Source organism: Marinospirillum sp. (assembly GCF_044810985.1).
Classification (GTDB): domain Bacteria; phylum Pseudomonadota; class Gammaproteobacteria; order Pseudomonadales; family Halomonadaceae; genus Marinospirillum.
Genome location: NZ_CP085242.1, coordinates 1,422,310 through 1,443,092, shown reverse-complemented (window position 1 = coordinate 1,443,092; position 20,783 = coordinate 1,422,310). Strand labels below are relative to the sequence as shown.

At 54.1% G+C, this 20,783-nt stretch carries 17 protein-coding genes and 2 tRNA genes; 8 read left to right on the top strand and 11 right to left on the bottom strand.

The annotated features are described in order from the left end of the window. Positions 1-13: 13 nt before the first annotated feature. The 3 genes from rpsF to rnr all read right to left on the bottom strand — a co-directional run bounded on the left by rpsF (position 14) and on the right by rnr (position 3,956). The gene (gene rpsF, locus LG323_RS06940) at positions 14-424 is read right to left on the bottom strand and encodes a 30S ribosomal protein S6 (protein ID WP_404419997.1); all 411 of its coding nucleotides are present in this window, start codon (positions 422-424) and stop codon (positions 14-16) included. A gap of 146 nt (positions 425-570) precedes the next feature. Then, positions 571-1,377, bottom strand: a complete 807-nt coding sequence (rlmB, locus tag LG323_RS06935) for a 23S rRNA (guanosine(2251)-2'-O)-methyltransferase RlmB (protein ID WP_404419996.1) — start codon at positions 1,375-1,377, stop codon at positions 571-573. Between the two features lie 2 nt (positions 1,378-1,379). Beyond that, on the bottom strand, positions 1,380-3,956 hold the full coding sequence (gene rnr, locus LG323_RS06930) for a ribonuclease R (protein WP_404419995.1): 2,577 nt from the start codon (positions 3,954-3,956) through the stop codon (positions 1,380-1,382). 131 nt (positions 3,957-4,087) lie between these two features. Here rnr and LG323_RS06925 point away from each other — a divergent pair. Both LG323_RS06925 and LG323_RS06920 read left to right on the top strand, forming a co-directional pair. Next, positions 4,088-4,174, top strand: a tRNA-Leu gene (locus LG323_RS06925). A 34-nt stretch (positions 4,175-4,208) separates the two neighbouring features. Continuing rightward, positions 4,209-4,295 (top strand) — tRNA-Leu (locus tag LG323_RS06920). Positions 4,296-4,389: 94 nt separating this feature from the next. Here the strand turns inward: LG323_RS06920 and LG323_RS06915 are convergent. Continuing rightward, positions 4,390-5,826, bottom strand: a complete 1,437-nt coding sequence (locus LG323_RS06915) for an MBL fold metallo-hydrolase RNA specificity domain-containing protein (protein ID WP_404419994.1) — start codon at positions 5,824-5,826, stop codon at positions 4,390-4,392. A 199-nt stretch (positions 5,827-6,025) separates the two neighbouring features. On the opposite strand from LG323_RS06915, the gene LG323_RS06910 reads away from it, so the two are divergent. Both LG323_RS06910 and LG323_RS06905 read left to right on the top strand, forming a co-directional pair. Continuing rightward, on the top strand, positions 6,026-7,183 hold the full coding sequence (locus LG323_RS06910) for an exonuclease SbcCD subunit D (RefSeq protein ID WP_404419993.1): 1,158 nt from the start codon (positions 6,026-6,028) through the stop codon (positions 7,181-7,183). Continuing rightward, positions 7,180-10,236 carry an AAA family ATPase gene (locus LG323_RS06905; RefSeq protein ID WP_404419992.1) on the top strand — a complete coding sequence of 1,019 codons (3,057 nt, stop codon included), beginning with the start codon at positions 7,180-7,182 and terminating at the stop codon, positions 10,234-10,236. The genes LG323_RS06910 and LG323_RS06905 overlap by 4 nt, the downstream gene beginning before the upstream one ends. Here LG323_RS06905 and LG323_RS06900 read toward each other — a convergent pair. The 4 genes from LG323_RS06900 to LG323_RS06885 all read right to left on the bottom strand — a co-directional run bounded on the left by LG323_RS06900 (position 10,233) and on the right by LG323_RS06885 (position 12,699). After that, positions 10,233-11,162, bottom strand: a complete 930-nt coding sequence (locus LG323_RS06900) for a diguanylate cyclase domain-containing protein (RefSeq protein ID WP_404419991.1) — start codon at positions 11,160-11,162, stop codon at positions 10,233-10,235. The genes LG323_RS06905 and LG323_RS06900 overlap by 4 nt on opposite strands. A 78-nt stretch (positions 11,163-11,240) precedes the next feature. Next, entirely contained in the window at positions 11,241-12,053 is an 813-nt protein-coding gene (locus tag LG323_RS06895; protein WP_404419990.1) for an OmpA family protein, read from the bottom strand. Next, entirely contained in the window at positions 12,050-12,451 is a 402-nt protein-coding gene (locus LG323_RS06890; protein ID WP_404419989.1) for a DUF4398 domain-containing protein, read from the bottom strand. Before LG323_RS06890 ends, LG323_RS06895 begins: the two co-directional genes overlap by 4 nt. 14 nt (positions 12,452-12,465) lie before the next feature. Continuing rightward, a complete protein-coding gene (locus LG323_RS06885; RefSeq protein ID WP_404419988.1) occupies positions 12,466-12,699 on the bottom strand; it encodes a DUF3185 family protein in 234 nt (77 codons plus the stop codon). Positions 12,700-12,911: 212 nt separating this feature from the next. Between LG323_RS06885 and LG323_RS06880 the strand changes: the two genes are divergently transcribed. From LG323_RS06880 to LG323_RS06870, 3 genes are all read left to right on the top strand, one after another. After that, the gene (locus LG323_RS06880; RefSeq protein ID WP_404419987.1) at positions 12,912-13,685 is read left to right on the top strand and encodes a Crp/Fnr family transcriptional regulator; all 774 of its coding nucleotides are present in this window, start codon (positions 12,912-12,914) and stop codon (positions 13,683-13,685) included. 92 nt (positions 13,686-13,777) lie between these two features. Then, on the top strand, positions 13,778-14,464 hold the full coding sequence (locus tag LG323_RS06875) for a Crp/Fnr family transcriptional regulator (protein WP_404419986.1): 687 nt from the start codon (positions 13,778-13,780) through the stop codon (positions 14,462-14,464). An 83-nt stretch (positions 14,465-14,547) separates the two neighbouring features. Then, positions 14,548-15,771, top strand: coding sequence for an EAL and HDOD domain-containing protein (locus LG323_RS06870; RefSeq protein ID WP_404419985.1), 1,224 nt, complete (start codon positions 14,548-14,550; stop codon positions 15,769-15,771). Between the two features lie 7 nt (positions 15,772-15,778). On the opposite strand, the gene LG323_RS06865 is transcribed toward LG323_RS06870, so the two are convergent. The 3 genes from LG323_RS06865 to LG323_RS06855 form a co-directional block, all read right to left on the bottom strand. Continuing rightward, positions 15,779-16,552 carry a 3'-5' exonuclease gene (locus tag LG323_RS06865; protein ID WP_404419984.1) on the bottom strand — a complete coding sequence of 258 codons (774 nt, stop codon included), beginning with the start codon at positions 16,550-16,552 and terminating at the stop codon, positions 15,779-15,781. 11 nt (positions 16,553-16,563) lie between these two features. Then, positions 16,564-18,414, bottom strand: a complete 1,851-nt coding sequence (locus LG323_RS06860) for a putative nucleotidyltransferase substrate binding domain-containing protein (protein WP_404419983.1) — start codon at positions 18,412-18,414, stop codon at positions 16,564-16,566. A 92-nt stretch (positions 18,415-18,506) separates the two neighbouring features. After that, complete coding sequence (locus LG323_RS06855) at positions 18,507-20,162, bottom strand: BCCT family transporter (RefSeq protein WP_404419982.1); 1,656 nt, start codon at positions 20,160-20,162, stop codon at positions 18,507-18,509. A gap of 250 nt (positions 20,163-20,412) precedes the next feature. On the opposite strand from LG323_RS06855, the gene LG323_RS06850 reads away from it, so the two are divergent. Further along, entirely contained in the window at positions 20,413-20,715 is a 303-nt protein-coding gene (locus LG323_RS06850; RefSeq protein ID WP_310696659.1) for a DUF6482 family protein, read from the top strand. Positions 20,716-20,783 lie beyond the last annotated feature (68 nt).

Sequence of the window (20,783 nt, the reverse complement as noted above, 5' to 3'; positions counted from 1 at the left end):
CTGATATTCGGGTTTATTCAGCAGCTTCTTCGGATTCTTCTTCTTCAGAATCAGAAGACTGCTCTTGACGATTGTCACGGTCATCGCGGCGACGATCTTCACGGGATTCACTGGCTTTCATGGGTGAAGGCTCAGTAACCGCTTCGTTCATGCGAACAATCAGGTTGCGAATAACAGCGTCGTTGTAACGGAAGATTTCTTCCAGCTCGGCAATCACGGATTCCTGGCACTCCAGGTTCATCAGAACATAGTGTGCTTTGGTAATCTTGTTGATGGGGTAAGCCAGGTGACGACGGCCCCAGTCTTCCAGACGGTGAACCTGACCTTGGCTTTCAGTAACCAGGTTGGTGTAACGCTCGATCATCGCGGGAACTTGATCGCTCTGATCGGGGTGAACCATAAAAATGATTTCATAATGACGCATGGAATGCTCCTTACGGGTTAATAGCCTTTTGCAGCTGCTGCGTACAGCCGGAAGCAAAAAGCAAGGAGGAAACTGCTGTTGCTCACAGATACTTGATCTGCACTGACTGGGTCAATTTCCAAGAATCCCCAGACAAGCGCGGCATTTTACTCTGCCAGGGCTGCTTGTGGCAAGCGCTGGCGTACCGCTTCGTAAAGACTGACGCCACTGGCCACCGAGACATTGAGGCTGGATACCTCGCCGGCCATCGGCAGGCGCACCAGTTGATCGCAGTGTTCACGGGTGAGACGGCGCATGCCCTTGCCTTCTGCACCCATGACCAGAGCCACCGGACGGGTCAGATCGGCCTGGTAAATCAGGGTTTCAGTATCGCCACTGGTGCCGATAATCCAGATGCCATAATCAGCCAGGCTGCGCAGGGTTCGGGCCAGGTTGGTGACCTGGATCAGGGGCAGGGTTTCAGCTGCCCCGCAAGCCACCTTGCGCACCGTGGCATTCAGACCGGCGGATTTGTCCCTGGGAACTATCACGGCATCCACCCCGGCTGCCTCTGCTGAACGCAGACAAGCCCCCAGGTTGTGAGGGTCGGTGACACCATCCAGAACCAGCAGCAGGGGGGATTTCTGCGTGGCGGCGAGCAGGTTTTCCAGCTCGCTTTCACTGCCGGCCTGGCGTGGTTTGGCCCAGGCCAGGATGCCCTGATGGACTCCGGCCGTCTGCTGATCCAGCTCATCGCGGGTTTTGCTTTCCACTGCCAAGCCTAGTTGGTTGGCGGTGTCGAGCAGAGCCTGGATGGGCGCATCTCGGCGTCCTTCCAGTACCCAAAGGCTGAAGACCTGGTCGGAGCGATGCTTCAGCAGGCTGGTGACCGCATGGTGACCGAAGACCGCCACCTGATCGTTGTCCGGGGCGGCTTTTTTACGGGGCTTACGTCCGGGTGTTGGTTTTGCCATGATCAGTCTTGCTTAGCCTTTTGCTTTTTCTTGTCGCGTTCTTTTTTGCCGAGGCGCTTTTTGCGTTTCTTATCCGACTTTTTGCTTTTGTCGTCATCCGCGGCCTTGTCTTTTTTCTTTTTGGCTTTCTTTTTCTTGGACTTTTTGATTTCCCCGGTTACCTGTGGCTCCAGGCCGACTTCAATTTCCGGTGTCTCAGGAACAGCCTCTTCTGGCTCTACAGGCAAGGGCTTGGGGGCTGCTGTCGCTTTGGGTTTTGCGGCAGGTTGGGCCGCTGCAGCCGGTTTGCGCTGTGATGAAGAACGGCGTTTGCGTGGCGGTCTGGCCGGAGTGGCAACGGTTTCGGTGAGATCAAAATCAATCTTGCGATCATCCAGATCAACGCGGGAAACAATCACTTCCACCTGGTCGCCCAGACGCCAGGTGCGACCACTGCGTTCGCCTCGCAGACGCTGTTTTTCCGGCTCGAAACGATAGTAATCACCCGGCAGGGAGCTGATGTGCACCAGGCCTTCGACGAAGAAATCATTAAGCTCGACAAAGAGACCAAAGCCAACGACAGAGGCCACCCGGCCCATAAAGACTTCACCGACATGGTCGGAAAGAAACTCGCATTTCAGCCAGTCGGTGACGTCGCGCACGGCTTCATCAGCCCGGCGTTCAGCCATGGAGCAGTGTTCACCTAGCTCCAGCATCTGCTGGGGCGTGTAGGGCAGCCATTTCTCCAGTTTTTCCGTGGGCGTGGAATCCAGACGCTGAACATTGTTGGTCGGTTTGCCGCTTCTGAGCAGACCACGAATGGCGCGGTGAACCAGCAGATCAGGATAACGGCGTATCGGCGAGGTGTAATGTGCATAGGCCGGATAGGCCAGACCGAAGTGTCCTTCATTGACCGGTGTGTAAACCGCCTGGCGCATGGAGCGCAGCATCATGGTTTGAATGATGTCGGCATCGGGTCGATCCCGAATAACACTGAAGACTTCCTGGTAATCCTGAGGGGTGGGTTTGTCGCCACCGCCGAGATGAATGCCCAGCTCGCCCAGAAAAGCGCGCAGGGTTTCCAGGCGCTCGGCTTTGGGGCCTTCATGCACCCGGTAGAGACTGGCCAGTTCATGTTTTTCCAAAAAGCGTGCCGTGGCGACATTGGCCACCAGCATGCATTCTTCGATGATCTTGTGGGCATCGTTGCGCACCACGGGAATGATCTTTTCAATCTTGCTGTCATCGCCAAACACGATGCGGGTTTCGCGGGTTTCAAAATCAATGGCACCCCGCTGATCTCTTTCTGCCCGCAACGCCTTGTAGAGCTGATGCAGCTCATAGAGTCCGGGCAGGATTTTTGAATGCTGCTCATACAGATATTGGGTGGTTTCCGATTCCGGCTCTTCCAGAAGAGCACCGACCTGGGTGTAGGTCAGGCGCGCCTGGGAGCGCATGACCCCTTCATAAAACTTGTAGCGGGTCAGTTTGCCCTGTTTGCTGATGTTCATCTCACAAACCATACACAGGCGATCCACCTGGGGGTTGAGAGAACAAAGCCCATTGGACAGGGCCTCGGGCAGCATGGGAATCACACGCCCCGGAAAATAAACCGAAGTGGCACGTTTGCGGGCTTCATTATCCAGCGGAGAATTGACGCGGACATAATGGGACACATCGGCAATGGCGACCCAGAGCTTCCAGCCGCCGGTGGTGCTTTTTTCACAGTAGACGGCATCATCAAAGTCTTTGGCATCTTCGCCGTCAATGGTGACCAACGGCAGTTTGCGCAAGTCTACGCGATTCTTTTTGTCTTCTTCCGAAACCTGGTCACTTAGACCTTCGGCCTGGCGGGTGACTTCATCGGGCCACTCAAAGGGCAGATCATAGCTGCGCAGAGCCACTTCGATTTCCATCCCGGCCGACATGAAATCGCCGAGGATTTCCACGATCTTGCCTGCGACTTTTTTGCGGGGAGCCGGGTGTTCCAGAATTTCCACCTGAACCATTTCCCCTTCCTTGGCACCCATCAACTGATCGGGAGGAACCAGGACTTCATGGTGTAGAGAAGGGTTTTCGGGAATCACCAGCGCAAAGCCGCTGGACTGGAATTTCAGGCGACCCACCAACTGAGTGACACCGCGTTCCAAAACTTCCACGATCACGCCTTCACGGCGGCCCCGGCCATCCTTGCTGACTTCGCGAGCCAGAACTAGATCGCCGTCCCAGACCTTGCGGATTTGCTTGTTGTGCAGGAAGAGATCACCACCGCCCCCTTCGGGAACCAGGAAGCCAAAACCATCGCGGTGGGCCTGAACCTTCCCCTTGATCAGGTCGAGTTTGCTGATCAGGGCATAGGCACCGCGGCGATTGGAGAAAAGCTGATTGTCGCGGGCCATGGCAATCAGGCGGCGACGCAGGGCCTCAATGGAGTTTTCGTTGCTCATGCCATAGGCCTGACAGAGCTGTTCGTGCGTCATGGGGCGCCCGGCTTCTTCCAGGCACTGCAGGATGTATTCGCGGCTGGGAACAGGATGATCGTAATTGCCCGCTTCGCGTGAAGCCTGCGGGTCTTGATCCAGTGGCCAGGTTGTAGTCATGGTTACTTGTCCTTTTCAATATAAAGCAAAAAATACGGCATAACTGCAGTCTAACACGCTGTTGCCCATAAAAAGATGAAAAAGGGCTTGCACAGAATAAATTAGCTTGTAGAATACGCAGCCGTTGAGTTGCCCAGGTGGCGGAATTGGTAGACGCGCTGGTTTCAGGTATCAGTGACCGCAAGGTCGTGGAAGTTCGAGTCTTCTCCTGGGCACCATCACTCAACATTTGAAGCACTGTATCACTTCTTTGCCCAGGTGGCGGAATTGGTAGACGCGCTGGTTTCAGGTATCAGTGACCGCAAGGTCGTGGAAGTTCGAGTCTTCTCCTGGGCACCATCGAAGTGACAGTATTTCAACCTCCTCCGTTTTTTCTATATCTTCCTTTTTTCTCTGTCCTGACCCACTTCCCTGTGGCCATTTTGGTTTGTATTCAGCTTTCTGGGTTTTGTGCTTTCTGCAAGGGTGCAGAAGGATTCAACAGATCCAGACGATCACCGGGTTCAGGAGCGCGTGCCTGAGTCCAGGGCTGGATGGCTGCAATCAAGGCCTGCTGGGCTTCCTCTTCACCATGCACCAGAAGCAGGGGCGGTGAATCCTCGATTTGCCGATACCAGTCAATCAGACCTTTTTGATCGGCGTGGGCGGAAAAGCCATTGATGGTATGCACCTTGGCCGCGACCTCAATTTCCTCGCCCCAGAGTTTGATGGTTTGAACCCCTTCCACCAAACGACGCCCCAGGGTATTGCGAGCCTGAAAGCCGACAAACACCAGATGGTTGCCTTCGCGCCAGACATGGTTTTTCAGGTGGTGACGGATACGCCCACCTTCACACATGCCACTGCCGGCAATGATGATGGCACCTTCCTTGTGTTGATTGATCTCCATGGACTCATCCGGTGTACGGGTGATGGTCAGGTTGGGCAGCAGATTCTTGTACTGGTGTTTAGCCCAGAGTTTGCGGGTCTCGTCATCATAAAGATCGCTGTGGTGGGCATAGACTTCCGTGGCCTCAATGGCCATGGGGCTGTCCAAAAAGATTTGCCAGTGGTGCATTTCCCATTCCTTGTAGTGCTTGGCAAACAAATACAGCAGCTCTTGGGAGCGGCCCACGGCAAAAGCAGGAATCAAAAGATTGCCACCGCCTTCACGGGCTTCCTTGAGCACTTCGGCCATTTCCGCAAAGCTTTCGTCCCAGCTGCGATGACAGCGACCCCCATAGGTGCTTTCCATCAAGACCACATCGGCCTGATGCAGGAAGGTTGGATTGCGCAGAATGGGGGCCTCAGCATGCCCCAGATCACCGGTAAACAGGATGCGGCGCTGGTTGCCCTGGTCATCCTCAACATCCAGCTGCACGATGGAAGAACCCAGAATATGCCCAGCATCAAACAGGGTGGCGGTGATGCCGTCAGCCACCTGGAGGCTGCTTTCATAATCCATGCCCCGGAAGTGCTTGAGGGCTTTTTCAGCATCTTCAGTGGTGAACAGAGGCTCAACAGGGGGCAGATGCTTGCGCTCACGTTTGCGATTCTGGGTGAAAGCATCCCGCTCATTGATATGCGCGGCATCCATATACATCACCCGGCACATTTCCTGGCAGGCGCGCTGGGTGTAAATCTTGCCCTTGAAGCCTTGTTTGACCAGCAAAGGAATACGCCCGCAATGATCCAGATGCGAATGACTGAGCACCACGGCATCGATGCTGGCCGGATCAAAAGGGAAATCAGCGGCATTGGCTTCGCCATCCTTTGCCTTGCCATTCCCCTGAAGCAGACCACAGTCCAGCAGTACCCGACTGCGACCCACCTCCACCAGATGACAGGAACCGGTGACTTCCTGGGCAGCGCCAATAAATTCTATATGCATTCCAACTCCTTAGCCTAGATGGCAGTGTCTATTTGCATAGCATGTACCAGAGATTAATCGGGGGCAAGACAAACCACGCCAGTAAAGATTTGCGGCCAGAACGACTTGGGTTTAGAGTTTGCGCATTCAAGCGGAGGTCGTATGCGTTTTATCCCGATGGGCGTTTTACTCTCCCCGGATTCCAAGGGCTGTTGATTTGATGAAATTTATCCACACCTCCGACTGGCATCTGGGTCGGCTGTTTCATAATGTCTCGCTGCTGGATGACCAGCAACATCTGCTGGATCAGGTTTTCCATCACCTGCAGGAGCAAGAGGCGGATGCTTTGGTGGTGGCCGGGGATATTTACGACCGTTCGGTGCCCCCGGCCACGGCTGTGGAGGTGCTGGATGAGTTTTTACACCGGGTGATTCAGGAATTGCGGATTCCCGTGATCCTGATTCCCGGCAACCACGACAGTGCCGAGCGCCTGGGTTTTGGTTCGCGTCAGCTGCAACAGTCCGGGCTGCATATTCTGGCTGATCTCAAAGCCGTAGCCCAACCCGTGACGCTTGAGGTCAAAGGCGTGAAGGTGGATTTTTTCGGCCTGCCTTATGCCGATCCAGCTCAGGTCAGAAGTACTTTGGCTGATCAGCTCGAAGAAGGGCAGGTGCGTTGTTTTAATTCCGCGCATCAGTTTCTGGTCGAGCAGGTCAAGCAGGCCGTTACCCCTGGCCGTGGCACGGTTTTGCTCAGCCACTGCTTTCTGGATGGTGCCAGTGAATCGGACTCGGAACGGCCTCTGGCCATCGGTGGCGCGGATCGTGTGGATTGGCAACCTCTGGCGGATTTTGACTATGTTGCTCTGGGGCACCTGCATTCTCCCCAGTACAAGGGCAAGGAATACATCCGCTACAGTGGCTCCCTGATGAAGTACAGTTTTTCCGAAGCCACCCAGAAAAAATCCCTGACTCTGGTGGAAGTGAACCAGCAGGGTCTGGTGGGTTTTCAACTCCTGCCGCTTGAGCCTCGCAAAGACCTGCGCATTCTGGAAGGCGATCTGCAAAGCCTGCTCCAACAGGGCGAGACCGATCCTCACCGAGAGGATTTTCTACTGGTGCGCCTGACGGATCGGGAAGCCCTGCTGGAGCCCATGAGCAAGTTGCGCCGGGTTTATCCCAATGTTTTGCATCTGGAAAAAACCGGCTTGACTGGAAGTGGTGATGTCCAGCTGGCGCGCGAAAAACTCAAGCGCGGCGAACTGGATCTGTTCAGTGATTTTTATCGCCAGGTGCAGGGTGAAGAACTGTCCGCACAGCAGGTGCAAGTCATCCAGGAAGCTCTGGAAGAAATTCGCAGGGAGGAAACCCAGGGATGAAACCACGCCAGTTAAGCCTGCAAGCTTTTGGCCCTTTCGCCGGTAAGGAAAGTGTTGATTTCACCCTGCTGGGTGAAAGTCCGCTGTTTCTGATCAATGGCCCCACCGGAGCGGGTAAAAGCACTCTGCTGGATGCTCTGTGTTTTGCGCTCTACGGCCAGACCACAGGCAATGACCGTAGTGGCACCCAGATGCGCTGTGATCGTGCCGCTGCCAGGGATCTGACCTGGGTGGAGCTGACATTCACCCTGGGACAGCAGAATTACCGTATATATCGGCTGCCGGAACAGGACCGGCCCAAGCAGAAAGGCGACGGCTGGACCACCCAGGCTTCCAGAGTCGAGCTATACCGCCTGATTGGCGAAGGGGATGAAAAGCTCTTGGGCACCAAGGCAGGGGAAGTGACCAGCCAGATTCAGGAATTGCTGGGTTTGACCGTGGATCAATTTCGTCAGGTCATGGTTCTTCCCCAGGGTAAATTTCGTGAGCTGTTACTGGCCAGCTCGCGGGACAGGGAAGCCATTTTCAGCCAGCTGTTTCAGACCCGGATTTACAAGCAGCTGGAAAACAAACTGAAAGCCAAGGCAGACAGCATTCAACGGGAAATGCAGGATCATCAACAGCGTATTCGCGGCATTCTGGAAAGTTGCAACCTGCATATGGAAGAGGAGGTCGAGCAGGAACTGCAGGCGTTGAAGCCTCAACATCAAGAGCTTCACGACCAGAAAGACGCCGCGCGCAAAAAACACCTGCAGGCCGCCAAAGAACTCGACCAGGCCCAGCAGCTTGAAGTCCAGTTCCAGAACCAAACCCGCTTGAAAGCAGAGTATGAGCAGCACCTGCAACAGCAGGCGATGATTGCCGACAAGGAAAAGCAACTGAGCCAAAACACCCTGGCTCGCAAGATTCAGCCCCAGCGGGACGAATGGCAGCGTCTGGAAAAACAGCAACACAGACTGCAAGAGCAGTTGCATGCTTGTCAGCAACAGCTTGAGCAGGTCAAACAGCAAAAGCAGCAAAGCCATGAGCATCGGCAGCAGGCCGAGGCCGCGGAAAAGAACCAGCTTCCCGCTTTGCAGAAAGAACAGCATCGTCTGCAGGGTTTCCAGGAAAAAGTAGAGCGTTTGGCCGCATATCAGCAAGCCGCAACTGAGGCCTTGCAAGCGGATCAACAGGCAGCAGTGGCGTTGGAAAAGCTGCAAAAGCAGGAGCAACAAACCAGGGAGCAACAGGCTGATCTTGAAAAACAACTGACCGACCTGGATCAACAACAGGAGGCGCTGGCGCAAGTTCCCCTGCAGTTACAACATCTGGACGTTCAGCGGCAAAATCGCCAACAACTGGACAAGCTGTATCAGAACCAGGAGCAGCTTACCCAGGAACAGCAAAAAGCCAGGCAGCAGGAGCAGCAGGCCAAGGAATTCTGGCAATACCGGCAGCAGCAGGCTCAGGAGGCTGAATATCACTGGCACCTGGGGCAGGCGGCCGAGCTGGCCCGCCAGTTGCACCCTGGTCAGCCCTGCCCGGTTTGTGGCAGCCAGGAGCACCCGGCTCCCGCCCAACCTGAAGGCAATCTTAGCCTGGTCAGCAAAGAACAGGTGGAATCCGCCCGCCAGGAGATGGATCAGGCTCGAGAGTTACTTCAGGGCTGGCAGGCTGAGTGTCAGAGACTGGAAATTCAGTTGCAGGAAAATCAGCGGGCTCAGCAGGAGTTCCAGGAAGCTTTGCAAGAACGTGCCCAGCAATCCCTGGATGAACTCCAGGCTGAATTCAATCACCTGCAGCAGCAGGAAAAACAACGCCAAGACGCGCAAAACAAGCATCAGGAACTGAAACAATTACAGCGCAAGGGTCAGCAGGCACTGGATGATCTGCAAACCCCTTTGCAAGCAGCCCAACAGGCCAGCCAGCAGGCTCATGACCAATACTTGAAGGAACAAACCCACCTGCAACAGCTGGAGCAGGAACTGCCCGCGCAATGGCGCACCCGTCAGGCTTTGCAGCAGGCACTGGACAGCCTTTACCAACAACAAGAGGTTTTGCAGCAGGCTCGTGAAAAAGCCCAACTGCAGGATCAGGAAAGTGACAGGCAGATGGCGCGTCTGACCCAGCAGGAAAACGACCTGCAGGAGCAGCAAAGCAAAACCACTACTGAATTGAAAACGGCAGACGAGCACTGGCAACAGGCCCTGCAAACCACAGGTTTTATCAATCTGGCCAACTGGCAGGCGGCTTTGCTGGAGGAGTCACAGGTAGAGATTTTCACTCAACAGGTAAATCACTGGAAAGAGCAAAAACATCAATTACAGGGCAAGCTGGATCACCTGGAGAACCTTCTGGCTGACCAGAAGCCGCCGGATCTGGACACGCTTAAGCAACAGGAAGCCGCTGCAGAGCAGCAGCTACAGGAAATACAAACGGCGTTTCAGACAGTGGATCAGCGCTGGAATCAGCTTCAGGACACAGCAAAACGCCTGAAAAAAGCTCATGAGGATAATCAGGCTCTGGAAGAACGTTACCGGGTTTATGGCACCCTGTCCGAAGTGGCCAGTGGTGCCAGTGGCAGTAAAGTCAGCCTGCAGCGTTTTGTGCTGGGGGTGCTTTTGGATGATGTTCTTGCCCTGGCCTCGCGGCGACTGGATCATATGAGCCGGGGCCGTTATGCGCTGGTGCGCTCCCAGGAAACCGGAGGCCGGGGTGCATCCGGCCTGGATTTGCAGGTGCATGATGCCTACTCGGGCAAACGCCGTGATGTGGCGACCCTGTCCGGCGGGGAATCCTTCATGGCAGCCTTGTCTCTGGCACTGGGCTTGTCGGAAGTGGTTCAGGCCTATGCCGGTGGCATACGTCTGGATACCCTGTTTATTGACGAAGGCTTTGGCAGCCTGGATACCGAAACCCTGGATCTGGCCATAGCCACCCTGATGGAGCTGCAAACGGGTGGGCGCATGATTGGGGTGATTTCCCATGTCAGTGAACTCAAAGAACAGCTCACCCAACGCATCGATGTTCTTACCGATATGCGTGGCAGTCGCTTGCAGCTGCAACCTTAAGTTGCGGGTACCTGGATATTCGGCAGCGACACCTCTCGGCTGCGTTTTTTCAATGCCTTGTTCCGGTACATGGCCATATCAGCCTGTTGTATCAACATATCCAGAGTTTCACCGTCGTCCGGGTAAACACTGACACCCACACTGAGATTAATACCAACCTTCTGACCATCGGGCAACATCAGGTTGGCAGCCAGGGCATGGGCTTTTCTGGCAACCATCAAGGCATCCGAAAGCTGTTCTATCTCATTCAAGAGGATGACAAATTCATCGCCGCCGTAACGACAAGCGGTATCACTGCTGCGCAGGCAGTTGAGAATTCTGCTTGCCAGGGCCTTGAGGATGGCATCACCACTGGCGTGTCCCAGAATGTCATTGATATCCTTGAAGTTATCCAGATCAATAAACAAAAGACCCACGCGCTTCTTGTGCCTGCGTGCCAGCTCTATTGATTGTTGAAAACGTTCGTCAAAGGCATAACGATTGAACAAGCCGGTCAAGGGGTCATGCCGGGCCAGGTTAGCCATCTTGGTTCTGATTTCGGAAGAATAACAGCTGTCGTGAAAGACAATCACGGCACCGATCACCGAGCCGTCCAGATCGTGCAGCGGCGCAGCGGAATCCTCAATGGAAAGCTCGCAGCCCAGTTGATTGATGAGGAGAGCGTTGTTTTCCAGAGGAATCAAGGTGTTGGTGTTGATGGCTTTCCTGGCAAGATCCTCCCCCCGTGGCTGGCGGGTGTCGGCATCCACAACCCGCAGTATCTGCCGTACAGGGCAGCCGATGGCTTCGTCCTGTTTGATTCCAATCAGGATTTCTGCGGTGCGGTTGATGTAGGTGACCTCCAGGTCAAGGTTGGTGGTGAGTATGGCGTCACCCACACAATCCAGTATTTCTCCGGTTCTTTTTTTCTCGGCAATAAATGACACTGAAACCTCTCTCCGGTTGAAGTGACCGTTTGGTTGAAGTGGGCAGGCCATTGCTGAGCTGCCCACAGACTGGAGTGGTTAACTGCTGGGTGCGTTTTCGATGATCACTTCCACGCGCCGATTTTGCTGACGACCCAGTGCGGAGTCGTTGCTGACGAGGGGACGATCCTGACCCATGCCGGAAGCGGATATCCGGTTGGATGAAATACCCTGTTGAGTCAGATAGGTGCGCACTGAATCAGCCCGGTTTTTGGATAATTCCTGATTGGAGGCAGGGTTACCGGTAGTGTCGGTGTGCCCTTCAATCACGACCCGGCGTTCGGGGTGTTGCTTCAGAAAATCCGCCAGGCGTCCAAGATTGGCATCAGCTCGGGTTTCCAGCTTGGCGCTGCCGGTGGCAAAGAGCACATCACCCAGAGTCAAAACAATGCCTCGATCAGTCTTTTCTGCCTGTAAAGCATTCAGCTGTTTTTTTAGTTCTGCTTCACTTTGCTTGGCGCGATTCGCCTCATTAGTGCGGCTTTGCAAACGCTTGTCATCCCTTTCTTGTGCCAAACGGTCTCGCTGATCTTCAGCATAGCTGGCTGTAGCTTTTGCTCGTGCAATTTCAATTTTCTGGTTGGCCAGATAAACCCGATGTTCGTTCAGGTCTGCTTCAGATTCTGGCAGTGGTTCCTCGGCCAGTTTGACCGCTTGCTCAGCCTCTGCCATTTCATTTCGCGCCCGGTCACCCAGATTTGGATTCTGCTTCAGTTCTGTCAGGTCGTTGCGTGCCTGAATGGCAGCATCTGAGCTTTCAGGTGTTGATGCACAGCCTGCAAAAACCAGTAATGACAGGGCCAGCAGCATTGCACTAATCGCCTGCCAGTGGTTGGATTGAAAGCTTTTCATTTCCGGTCTCCCTCTCGATTCATTTCTTCAGTCAGCGCTTTGGCACCTTGTTCCATTTCTTTGTTGATCTCCTTAGCCTTCGCACTTTCGGTTTTTGCCTCTGCCAGATTGGCCATCACCTTGGCCTCATTAGCCAGTTGCTTGGCTTCTATCATTTCTTCGCGTGTGATGGCTTCTTCAGCCAGCTTGAGTTTTCGGCGTGCCTCATCCAGCTCGCCGCTGGCATATTGGCGACCATCGGCCTGTTCAGTTCGCGTAATGGCTTCACGTGCTTCGCTCATGGATTCGCTGGGCGCCTTGGGCGATGACATGCAGCCGCTCAGCAACCCCAGACTTAAAAGCAACATCAGGGATAGGGCTAGAGCGCGTGTCGGGCGTACTTCAGATATAAATTTCATAGTGATGCTCCTGCCTAGGTTGCTGTGAAGAGTGAAAGCTGCTGGAAATAATGGATGACCAGCAGAGTCAGGCCACCCAAGATGGCCATAAACCCACCCACCAGACACCAGGCTGTTGAATCTGTCAGGCTGTGGGAAAAGCTCTCAAAATCCTGTTCGTAGGAAGTTTGTGATGCCTGCAAACCGAAGTACAGCAAGGCCATACCGCTGGGCAGGAGTAGAAGACTAAACATAAGGTGAAGACTCATAATTATGGACTCCGTTTGTTGGTTGTTCATGTTGCGGGGGTACGTCTCGGGCATGCAGGTTCAGTAAAACCGGGGTGATGCAAGTTCGTCTGTGCGCTGGCGAACAATCGTATGAACAGGCTATGCTGCTTGTCTCTGTGTGTGCTACCGAACATACAGGCCCCAGGGTTGTACTCATAATGCACCGGAATAACAAAAAAGGATGAGTCGTGATGTTTAAAAAACCTGAACCCAAATGCGAGGGGTGCGAGAGTCCCTGCTTTCAGGATAATTTGCTGCTCAAGACCATTTCTGCCGAAGTCCGGGAGCGCATTTATCCACACCTGAAATTGACTGAGCTGCCGCTGGGCAAAGTGCTCTACGAATCCGGCGATGTCATGGAAAATGTGTATTTTCCGACCAACAGCATCGTTTCCATGCTCTATGTGATGGAAGATGGTCGCTCCGCGGAAATATCCGTGGTTGGCAATGAGGGGATTGTCGGCATTGCCCTTTTTATGGGAGGACTGAGCACCCCCAGTCGGGCCGTTGTGCAGAGTTCCGGGCAGGCCTATCGCCTTGAAAGCAAATATCTGAAAAATGAATTCAGTCGGAACGGGGAGCTGCATCATCTGCTGTTGCGCTACACCCAGGCGCTGATTACCCAGATGGCACAAACAGCCGCTTGCAACCGGCACCACAGTATTGACCAGCAACTCTGTCGCTGGCTGCTGTTGTCCATGGATCGCCTCCAGGGTGACAGACTGGATATGACCCAGGAGCTGATTGCCAACATGCTGGGTGTACGCCGGGAAGGTGTGACCGAGGCTGCCAGTAAATTGCAGAATGCCGGTATTATCCAGTACCAGCGAGGCCACATCCGGGTGCTGGATCGCCCGGAACTGGAACGTCGCTGTTGCGAGTGTTACGCCGTGGTCAAAAAGGAATCCGATCGCTTGTTTGAGGAATTCAGCGATCTACCCAAGGGTCGTCTGCTTCACTCCTGAATTCACTTTACGCTTAGGTGGGCCAGCGAACCGACCCCCCTACCGGGGGAAGGTTAAGGTCTAAGCTGTGTTCCACCAGCGGGAGAAATACTGTGATAGCAACCTGCAAATGTCCTGAAGTGAATCAGTTGATTGCCGAACTACCCACCAGGGAGCGTGATGATCTCTTGAATCACTGTGAGTTGATTGAGCTCACCAGTGGTGAGGTGTTGTCCGCTCGACAGGTTTCCTACAGTCATGCCTGGTTTCCTCTAACCGCCTTTATTTCCGTGAAGGCTGCTGTGAGCGAGCACCCGGCAATGGAAGTCGGCATGATCGGCCATGAAGGCATGCTGGGAGTCACCCTGCTCCTGGCCGTGGATCAGGCACCGCATCAGGCCATGATTACCGGGCCGGGAAAGGCACTCAGAATCAGTCGGGAGGAACTGCAGGAATTGCTTCAGGGTTGTCCTGAATTGCTTCTCGGACTGCAGCATTATTGCTTCCAGCTGATGGAACAGATGACCCAAACCGCCATCTGCACTCATTTCCATCGGGTTGAAGAACGCCTGGCGCGCTGGCTGCTGATGACCCATGACCGCTCACAAGGCGATGACTTGTACCTGACCCATCAGTTATTGGCCAATCTTCTTGGCGTAAGGCGCAGTGCGGTGACCCTGGCCTCCGGCATCCTCAAGAAAAACGGTTTGATCGGTTACTCAAGAGGCAGGATTCGCATTCTTGATCGCCAAGGCCTGGAAGAAGCCGCCTGTGAATGCTATGGCACTTTGCCACCCTAAAATAAATTTCCTGTTCATTGCTGTTGCAGCGCGATTTGACTAGTATTCCGGCAAAGAGGTGAAGATAACAAACAGGTACGCGGATGAATGATACCAGCACGGAAAACACGTCGGATTACTGCATTGCCCTGCAGCCCATTTGCAACCAGAAAATGCAGCATGTGGCGGATGAACTGCTTTATCGCTCCAGCCGCTTGTCAAAAAGCTCCCACTTCACCGATCCCATGCAGGCCACCGCCCGCGCCCTGAATGCCGCGATTTATGAAATCGGCCTGGATCGTCTGATTGCCAACCGCACCCTGTTTTTCAATGCTCCCCGCGACTGGCTATGCCGCCCTGAACTCCTGCCTGAACATCAGGATCAACTGGTGATTGAAGTCCAGAATGATACCCGTGTGGACACCAAGCTGATCCAGGAGCTGACAGAAATCAAGAAACTGGGTTATGCCCTTGCTCTGGATCACTTTGAGCTGACGGAAGCAACCCGCCCGCTTCTGGAACTGGCCGACATCATCAAAATAGATCTGATCACCACCATCCCGGAAAGCCTGGATCTCAGTGTTTATGATGACTACAAGGTCAAGCTGCTGGCTGAAAGGGTAGAAGACCTGCCGACTTTTTACCGCTGCAAGGAACTGGGCTTTCATTTCTTCCAGGGTTTTTTCTTTTCCCGGCCGGAAGCCATCAAGGAAACCAGTGAAAAACAGCGGGGCAGCAACCGCACTGCCGAGTTGCGCATTCTGTCTGAACTGCAAAAAGACGAACCGGATTATGACCACCTGGAAGAATTGCTGGCGCAGGACCCGCACCTTTGTGTGCTTTTGCTGCGTTACACCAATTCGGCGATGAACCGGGGGCGTGAAGAAATCACCTCCATCTCCCAGGCATTGAAGCGTCTGGGCATGGAAAAAATGCGTAGCATCGTGACCACCCTGATGCTGGCCAGCAATGGCCCCTGCAGTCGTCTGATGATGCTGCTGACGCTGACTCGCGCCTCCATGTGCCAGAATTTGTCCAAAGGTATGGGGCTGGACCCACGCAGTGCTTTTATGGTGGGGATGCTGTCGAAAATTGATGTCCTGATGGGTGAAAAACTCTCGGTGCTGCTGGAGCAGTTGCCACTGGATAAAAAACTGGTGGCGGCTTTACTGCGCCGTGAAGGCGAGTACGGCAAGCTGCTGCGTTTGGTGGAGGCTTTTGAACGCGGCAAGCTGGCCGAGAAATCCCCCAAGCTGACCAAACGCCTGAATGACATCTACCTGGTCAGCCGTACCTGGTCTTCGGAACTTCTGGATCAGGCCGCCTGAGCACCGGCTATTTCCACAGTTCCCGGATGGGAGTGTCGGGGCTGAAGTGGTAGGCGACCTGGGCCTGGAGAAGCTCGGCAGTGGCCAGCGCATCGGTTAAAGCATCATGGGGCCGATACCAGGGCAGGCCATAGCGGGCACGGCTGTCGGCCAGGCGAATGGAAACAGGCCGCTTGCCCAAGAGGCGCTTCCACCAGCTGAAGGGTTTTTTCCTGTGCAGCCGGGCTTCCAACTCCATGGTGTCGATCACCGGAAATTCTATTCCTTCTTTGATTCGCGCTTTGAGCGCCGCATCCAGAAAAGGCCTTTCTATTCCCCGGTGATGCACAACCAGTACATGACCGGTAAAGGCCTCCAGCAAAGCCTCCAGAATACGCCGCAGATCCGGTGCCTGTTGAATATCCGAGTGGGTGATGCCATGCACCACAACCGATGCCTGGTTCAGCCCGCTCAAGGGTTTGACGATCCAGTGGCGGGACTCACGGCAGCGAATCCTTTCCAGAGTCATGGGCACCAGGCCAATGCTGACGATGCTGTTTTTGTGGGGGTTGAAACCGGTGGTTTCAAAATCCACGGCCAGAAGCGGCACTTCAGCCAGGGGGGTTTCAGGATCCACCACCCCGGCCTGATAAAAAGCTTTCAAGAGTGGATCTTTAGCCTGCCCGGCCAGTTCAGAAAAGCGTTTGGGCCAGTCGGGCACACTCAACTCTGCCTGCTGTAGCTGGGGCTCCTGAGGCTTCTTTTGGGTGCCGCCCAGCTTTTCCTTATCCAGATAAAACATGCTGCCTTCTCCTAAAGGGGATAACGAAAGCGAAGGAATTTCTGGGCATTACTCAGAATCTGAAAGGCATCCTTGAGGTTCTTGCGCTCAAAATCCGAAAGATCTTCCGGTGCTACATTGTTATTGGGTTCCCGGCCTTCTTCAATGGCCAGAGCTTGATGGCGAATGCGCACGCTGGCAATCAGTTCCAGGGCATCGCGTAAATCCTGTCCTCTACCTTTGGGTAGGATCTGGGCCGCAATAATATCCTGCAGCCGGTCAAAGGAGTTTTGTGCCCTGGAGCCGACGGCCAGGGCATGCACTCGAATCAAATCAGCAACCGGTGCAGTGCCGCGCCGTTTCATATTGATGGAATTGTTCTGCTTGCCATCCTTTTCCATCACAAAATCCTTGAAAAAGCCCAGGGGAGGGGTGCGGTTCAGGGCATTGCGGGCCATGCAGGCTAAAAAACGCGGATTGCGCTTGGTTTTGCGCAGAATCAGGTCATTGAGTTTGTCGGCCCATTCTTCCTTGCCCCAGACACCATCCAGATCAAAGAAGATGGAGCTGTTCAGCAGGGCTTCGGGGGTGGGCTTTTCTATCCAGTCGCTGAAGTAGCTTTCCCAGACCTTTAAGGGCTGTCGCCATTGTTTGTTGGTGGCCATGATCTCACCCGTGCAGTAGGTGTAGCCACAGGCGGCCAGACCATTGCTGACAAACTGGGCGAGTCGATGAAAATAATCATCATGCTGGGCCGGATCAAAGCGGTTATCCAGGATCATGGCATTGTCCTGGTCGGTGACAATGGATTGTTCATCACGGGCCATGGAGCCCAGAGCCAGAAAACAGTAGGGAACCGGGGGTGGCCCTAGTTCGGCTTCACCCAATTCCAGAAGCCGTTGCTTGAAACTGCGGCCAATCACGGCCATGGCACTGCCGATCATATGCGAGTTGGCATCCTCGTTGACCATGCGCACAAAACTGGCTTTGACGTCCTTGGCCAGACTGCTCAGCTCTTCAACCGTTTGCTGGCGAAAAATACTGCTGACCACAAACAGGCTGTTCTGGGATTCATAGCGAATGATATCGGCCAGGGCAATCACGCCCAGGGTTTTACCATGGCGCATGACGGGCAGGTGGTGGCGATTGTGACGCAGCATTTCCAGCATGGCTTCAAATACAAACTGGCGGGCCTCAATGGTGACCACATTTTCTGACATGATGTCGGCCACCGGGATGTCATATTCCAGACCTGCCGCCACAACCCGGTTGCGCAGATCCTTGTCGGTGATGATGCCCACCATTTCTGTGGAGGCGGGTTCTGTAATAAGGAGAGAGGAAACCTGCTCCTCATTCATTTTGACGGCCGCTTCACGGACGCTGGCTGTTTTTTCCAGAGTCACGGGTTCACGGGAAATAAGCCTTATCACCCTTGAAGTCATGAGTTCATTGGCATCTTCCCGGCGGGATACAGCCTGACGCAGACGGGTGCGATCCTCTACCTCAACAGCATCTGCAAAAAGCTCATGGTTTTCAAAAACCTCGGTGAACAGAGGTTCAGGGATGAAATATACCAGGGTGTCTTCCAGAGCGCGGACGGGAAAACGCACTTTCTGGTTACGCAAAAGCCCAAATTCACCAAAAAAACCACCTTCACTCAAGCGGTTGTAGAGGTCACCATTGCGGCGAAACACTTCCACAGCGCCCGCTCGTACAACATACAGAGCATCAATTTCCTGGTTGAATTCCAGAATCTGGGTTCCGGCCTTGAAATAACCGACCTCCACCTGGCTGGCTATTTTTTCCAGAACCTCTTCGGGCAGCTCACCAAAAGGGGGGAAGCGACGTAAAAAATCCAGAACTTCCAAATGCTCCACTTCCATCTTGCACCTCAATTAAAGCCAGGCCAATAAAAAGGCGGATACCTTGGGAAAGTATCCGCCTGATTTTGCGGTTATTGCAAGTTACAGAGTGTTTACACTGCCTTGGGTTCGGATGCCAGCCCTTTGAAGAGGGCAACACAGGACATCAACAACACCAGGGTGAAGGGGAAGCCGGTGGAGACCGCCATGGCTTGGAGAGCCACGAGACCACCGCCCATAATCAGGGCAATGGCAACCAGACCTTCAAAAGTACACCAGAAAACCCGCTGGGGAGTGGGAGCATCCACCTTGCCACCGGCAGAAATGGTATCGATCACCAGGGAGCCGGAATCCGAAGAGGTCACAAAGAAGACCACCACCAGAATAATGGCAACGAAAGAAGTGACCTGCGCCCAGGGCAGAACATCCAGCATACTGAAGAGCTGCAGTGGCAGAGCGGCTTCGGCAGCGCCGGTGAAGCCTTCCAGATATTGGCTGATGGCGGTACCACCAAAGACCGACATCCACAACACACAGGCCAGCGATGGAATCAGGAGTACGGAAATAATGAACTCACGTACCGTACGCCCACGCGAAACCCGGGCGATAAACATACCCACGAAAGGTGACCAGGAAATCCACCAGGCCCAGTAGAAGGCTGTCCAGCCCTGGGAGAAGTTGGCATCTTCACGCCCGATTGGATTGGCCAGCGCCGGGAGGTGTTGCAGGTAGGCCGCCAGATTGGCAAAAAAGCCGGTGGCAATGGCCAGGGTGGGGCCGACAATAATCACAAACAGCATCAGCACGGCCGCCAACACCATATTGATCTGGGAAAGGCGCTTAACACCTGCTTCCAGGCCTGCCATTACTGAAACCAGGGCAATGGCGGTAATGGCGACTACTAGCAGAACTTCCATGGTGTTGCCTTCTGGAAATCCAAACAGATAGTTCAGGCCTGAAGCGGCTTGAGACGCACCCAGCCCCAGCGAGGTTGCCAGACCAAAGAGGGTCGCCAGAACGGCCAGAATATCAATGATATGCCCAGGCCAACCCCAGACACGTTCACCCAGCAAGGGGTAAAAAACCGAACGAACCGTAAGCGGCAGACCCTTGTTGAAAGAAAACAGGGCCAGGCCCAGGGCCAGAACGGCATAGATGGCCCAGGGGTGCAGCGCCCAATGGTAGATGGTGGCAGCCATACCCAGGCGCTCGGCAGCCAGAGCATCCCCGCCAGCAGCTCCCAGAGGAGCCCAGTCGGTGCGGACACCGTTTTCCATACTGGTGCCGCCGTAGGCCGTCGTGAAGTGGGATAAGGGCTCAGAAACACCGTAGAACATCAGGCCAATGCCCATGCCCGCAGCGAACAACATCGAGAACCAGCCCAGATAGGAAAAGTCGGGCGTGGCTTTAGTGCCGCCCAGGCGAACCTTGCCCATGGGTGAGAAAATCAGATAAAAGCAAACCAGCACAAAAATATTGGCAGCGCTGATAAAGAACCAGTCCAGGTTGGCGGTCAGCCAATCGCGCAGGTCACCGAAAAGGGGCTCCACCTGATTCTGGAAAATCAGTGTTAGTACAACGAAGGCAATGACTGCCAAACCGGAGATAGCAAAAACACGGTTATGGATATCCAAGCCAAAAGGACCTACCTGCACGGCAATATTGTCCTGGCCGATCTGGTAGTCAGTGTCTATGGGGGTTACTTCACCATCGGGCACCATCGGATCATTTTCATCCGACAGAGCCTCTTTTTCACGTTTATCAATCATTTTTGACTTCAACTCCCTAGCTTTGAGTGCTCTAACAGCTTAGTTTTTGTAGAGAAGTATACAACTATAGTGCAATAAAGCCTGTGATTACAGGACGCACACATTTATTTACAAATTGTTTGGGCTTGTCATTAGGTTGTCGCAATCTGCATCTAGCCTGAAGGCTGCCTGTACCGGAGAGCTCAAAATTGTACAAGAAAAGGAACTAACCGGTACAAGCAGCGACTAATCATTGAACCAGGAGGTAAGTATGCAAACCAAAGAATTGAAAAAACGGCTGCAAGAGAGCAGCGATCTGGAGCTGCATGTGGTCAGCCATTCCGGTAGCCATTTCTATCTGATCCAGATTCGCTGCCAGAATGAAGAAGTGGATCTTCTCCGAGGTTGGCGCGGGCAGCCCAAGGTCTACCGCAGTCTGGAGCAGGCCACTGGCGAGCTCAAGCGTCTGGGTGTCAAAAAAGCGGTGCTGGCTTCCAATGTGGCCCAGGATGAAGTTGTGGGGCGTGAACCCAACTACTCGGGATTGACCGCCCACCTTCCACTGAGTTTTTGACCTCGAAGTTGAAAAGCCGGGTTGCTTTTCTGTAATGTCTGGTTGTTAGTCGGGCAGGCCAGGGTTAG

What these genes read in the sequence shown, in the direction of transcription:
- LG323_RS06855 (WP_404419982.1), bottom strand. Translation starts at nt 20,162, where the DNA reads ATGATTGATAAACGTGAAAAAGAGGCTCTGTCGGATGAAAATGATCCG.
- rnr (WP_404419995.1), bottom strand. Translation starts at nt 3,956, where the DNA reads ATGACTACAACCTGGCCACTGGATCAAGACCCGCAGGCTTCACGCGAA.
- LG323_RS06850 (WP_310696659.1), top strand. Translation starts at nt 20,413, where the DNA reads ATGCAAACCAAAGAATTGAAAAAACGGCTGCAAGAGAGCAGCGATCTG.
- LG323_RS06905 (WP_404419992.1), top strand. Translation starts at nt 7,180, where the DNA reads ATGAAACCACGCCAGTTAAGCCTGCAAGCTTTTGGCCCTTTCGCCGGT.
- LG323_RS06885 (WP_404419988.1), bottom strand. Translation starts at nt 12,699, where the DNA reads ATGAGTCTTCACCTTATGTTTAGTCTTCTACTCCTGCCCAGCGGTATG.
- LG323_RS06860 (WP_404419983.1), bottom strand. Translation starts at nt 18,414, where the DNA reads ATGGAAGTGGAGCATTTGGAAGTTCTGGATTTTTTACGTCGCTTCCCC.
- LG323_RS06895 (WP_404419990.1), bottom strand. Translation starts at nt 12,053, where the DNA reads ATGAAAAGCTTTCAATCCAACCACTGGCAGGCGATTAGTGCAATGCTG.
- rpsF (WP_404419997.1), bottom strand. Translation starts at nt 424, where the DNA reads ATGCGTCATTATGAAATCATTTTTATGGTTCACCCCGATCAGAGCGAT.
- LG323_RS06890 (WP_404419989.1), bottom strand. Translation starts at nt 12,451, where the DNA reads ATGAAATTTATATCTGAAGTACGCCCGACACGCGCTCTAGCCCTATCC.
- LG323_RS06870 (WP_404419985.1), top strand. Translation starts at nt 14,548, where the DNA reads ATGAATGATACCAGCACGGAAAACACGTCGGATTACTGCATTGCCCTG.
- LG323_RS06880 (WP_404419987.1), top strand. Translation starts at nt 12,912, where the DNA reads ATGTTTAAAAAACCTGAACCCAAATGCGAGGGGTGCGAGAGTCCCTGC.
- LG323_RS06915 (WP_404419994.1), bottom strand. Translation starts at nt 5,826, where the DNA reads ATGCATATAGAATTTATTGGCGCTGCCCAGGAAGTCACCGGTTCCTGT.
- LG323_RS06910 (WP_404419993.1), top strand. Translation starts at nt 6,026, where the DNA reads ATGAAATTTATCCACACCTCCGACTGGCATCTGGGTCGGCTGTTTCAT.
- LG323_RS06865 (WP_404419984.1), bottom strand. Translation starts at nt 16,552, where the DNA reads ATGTTTTATCTGGATAAGGAAAAGCTGGGCGGCACCCAAAAGAAGCCT.
- rlmB (WP_404419996.1), bottom strand. Translation starts at nt 1,377, where the DNA reads ATGGCAAAACCAACACCCGGACGTAAGCCCCGTAAAAAAGCCGCCCCG.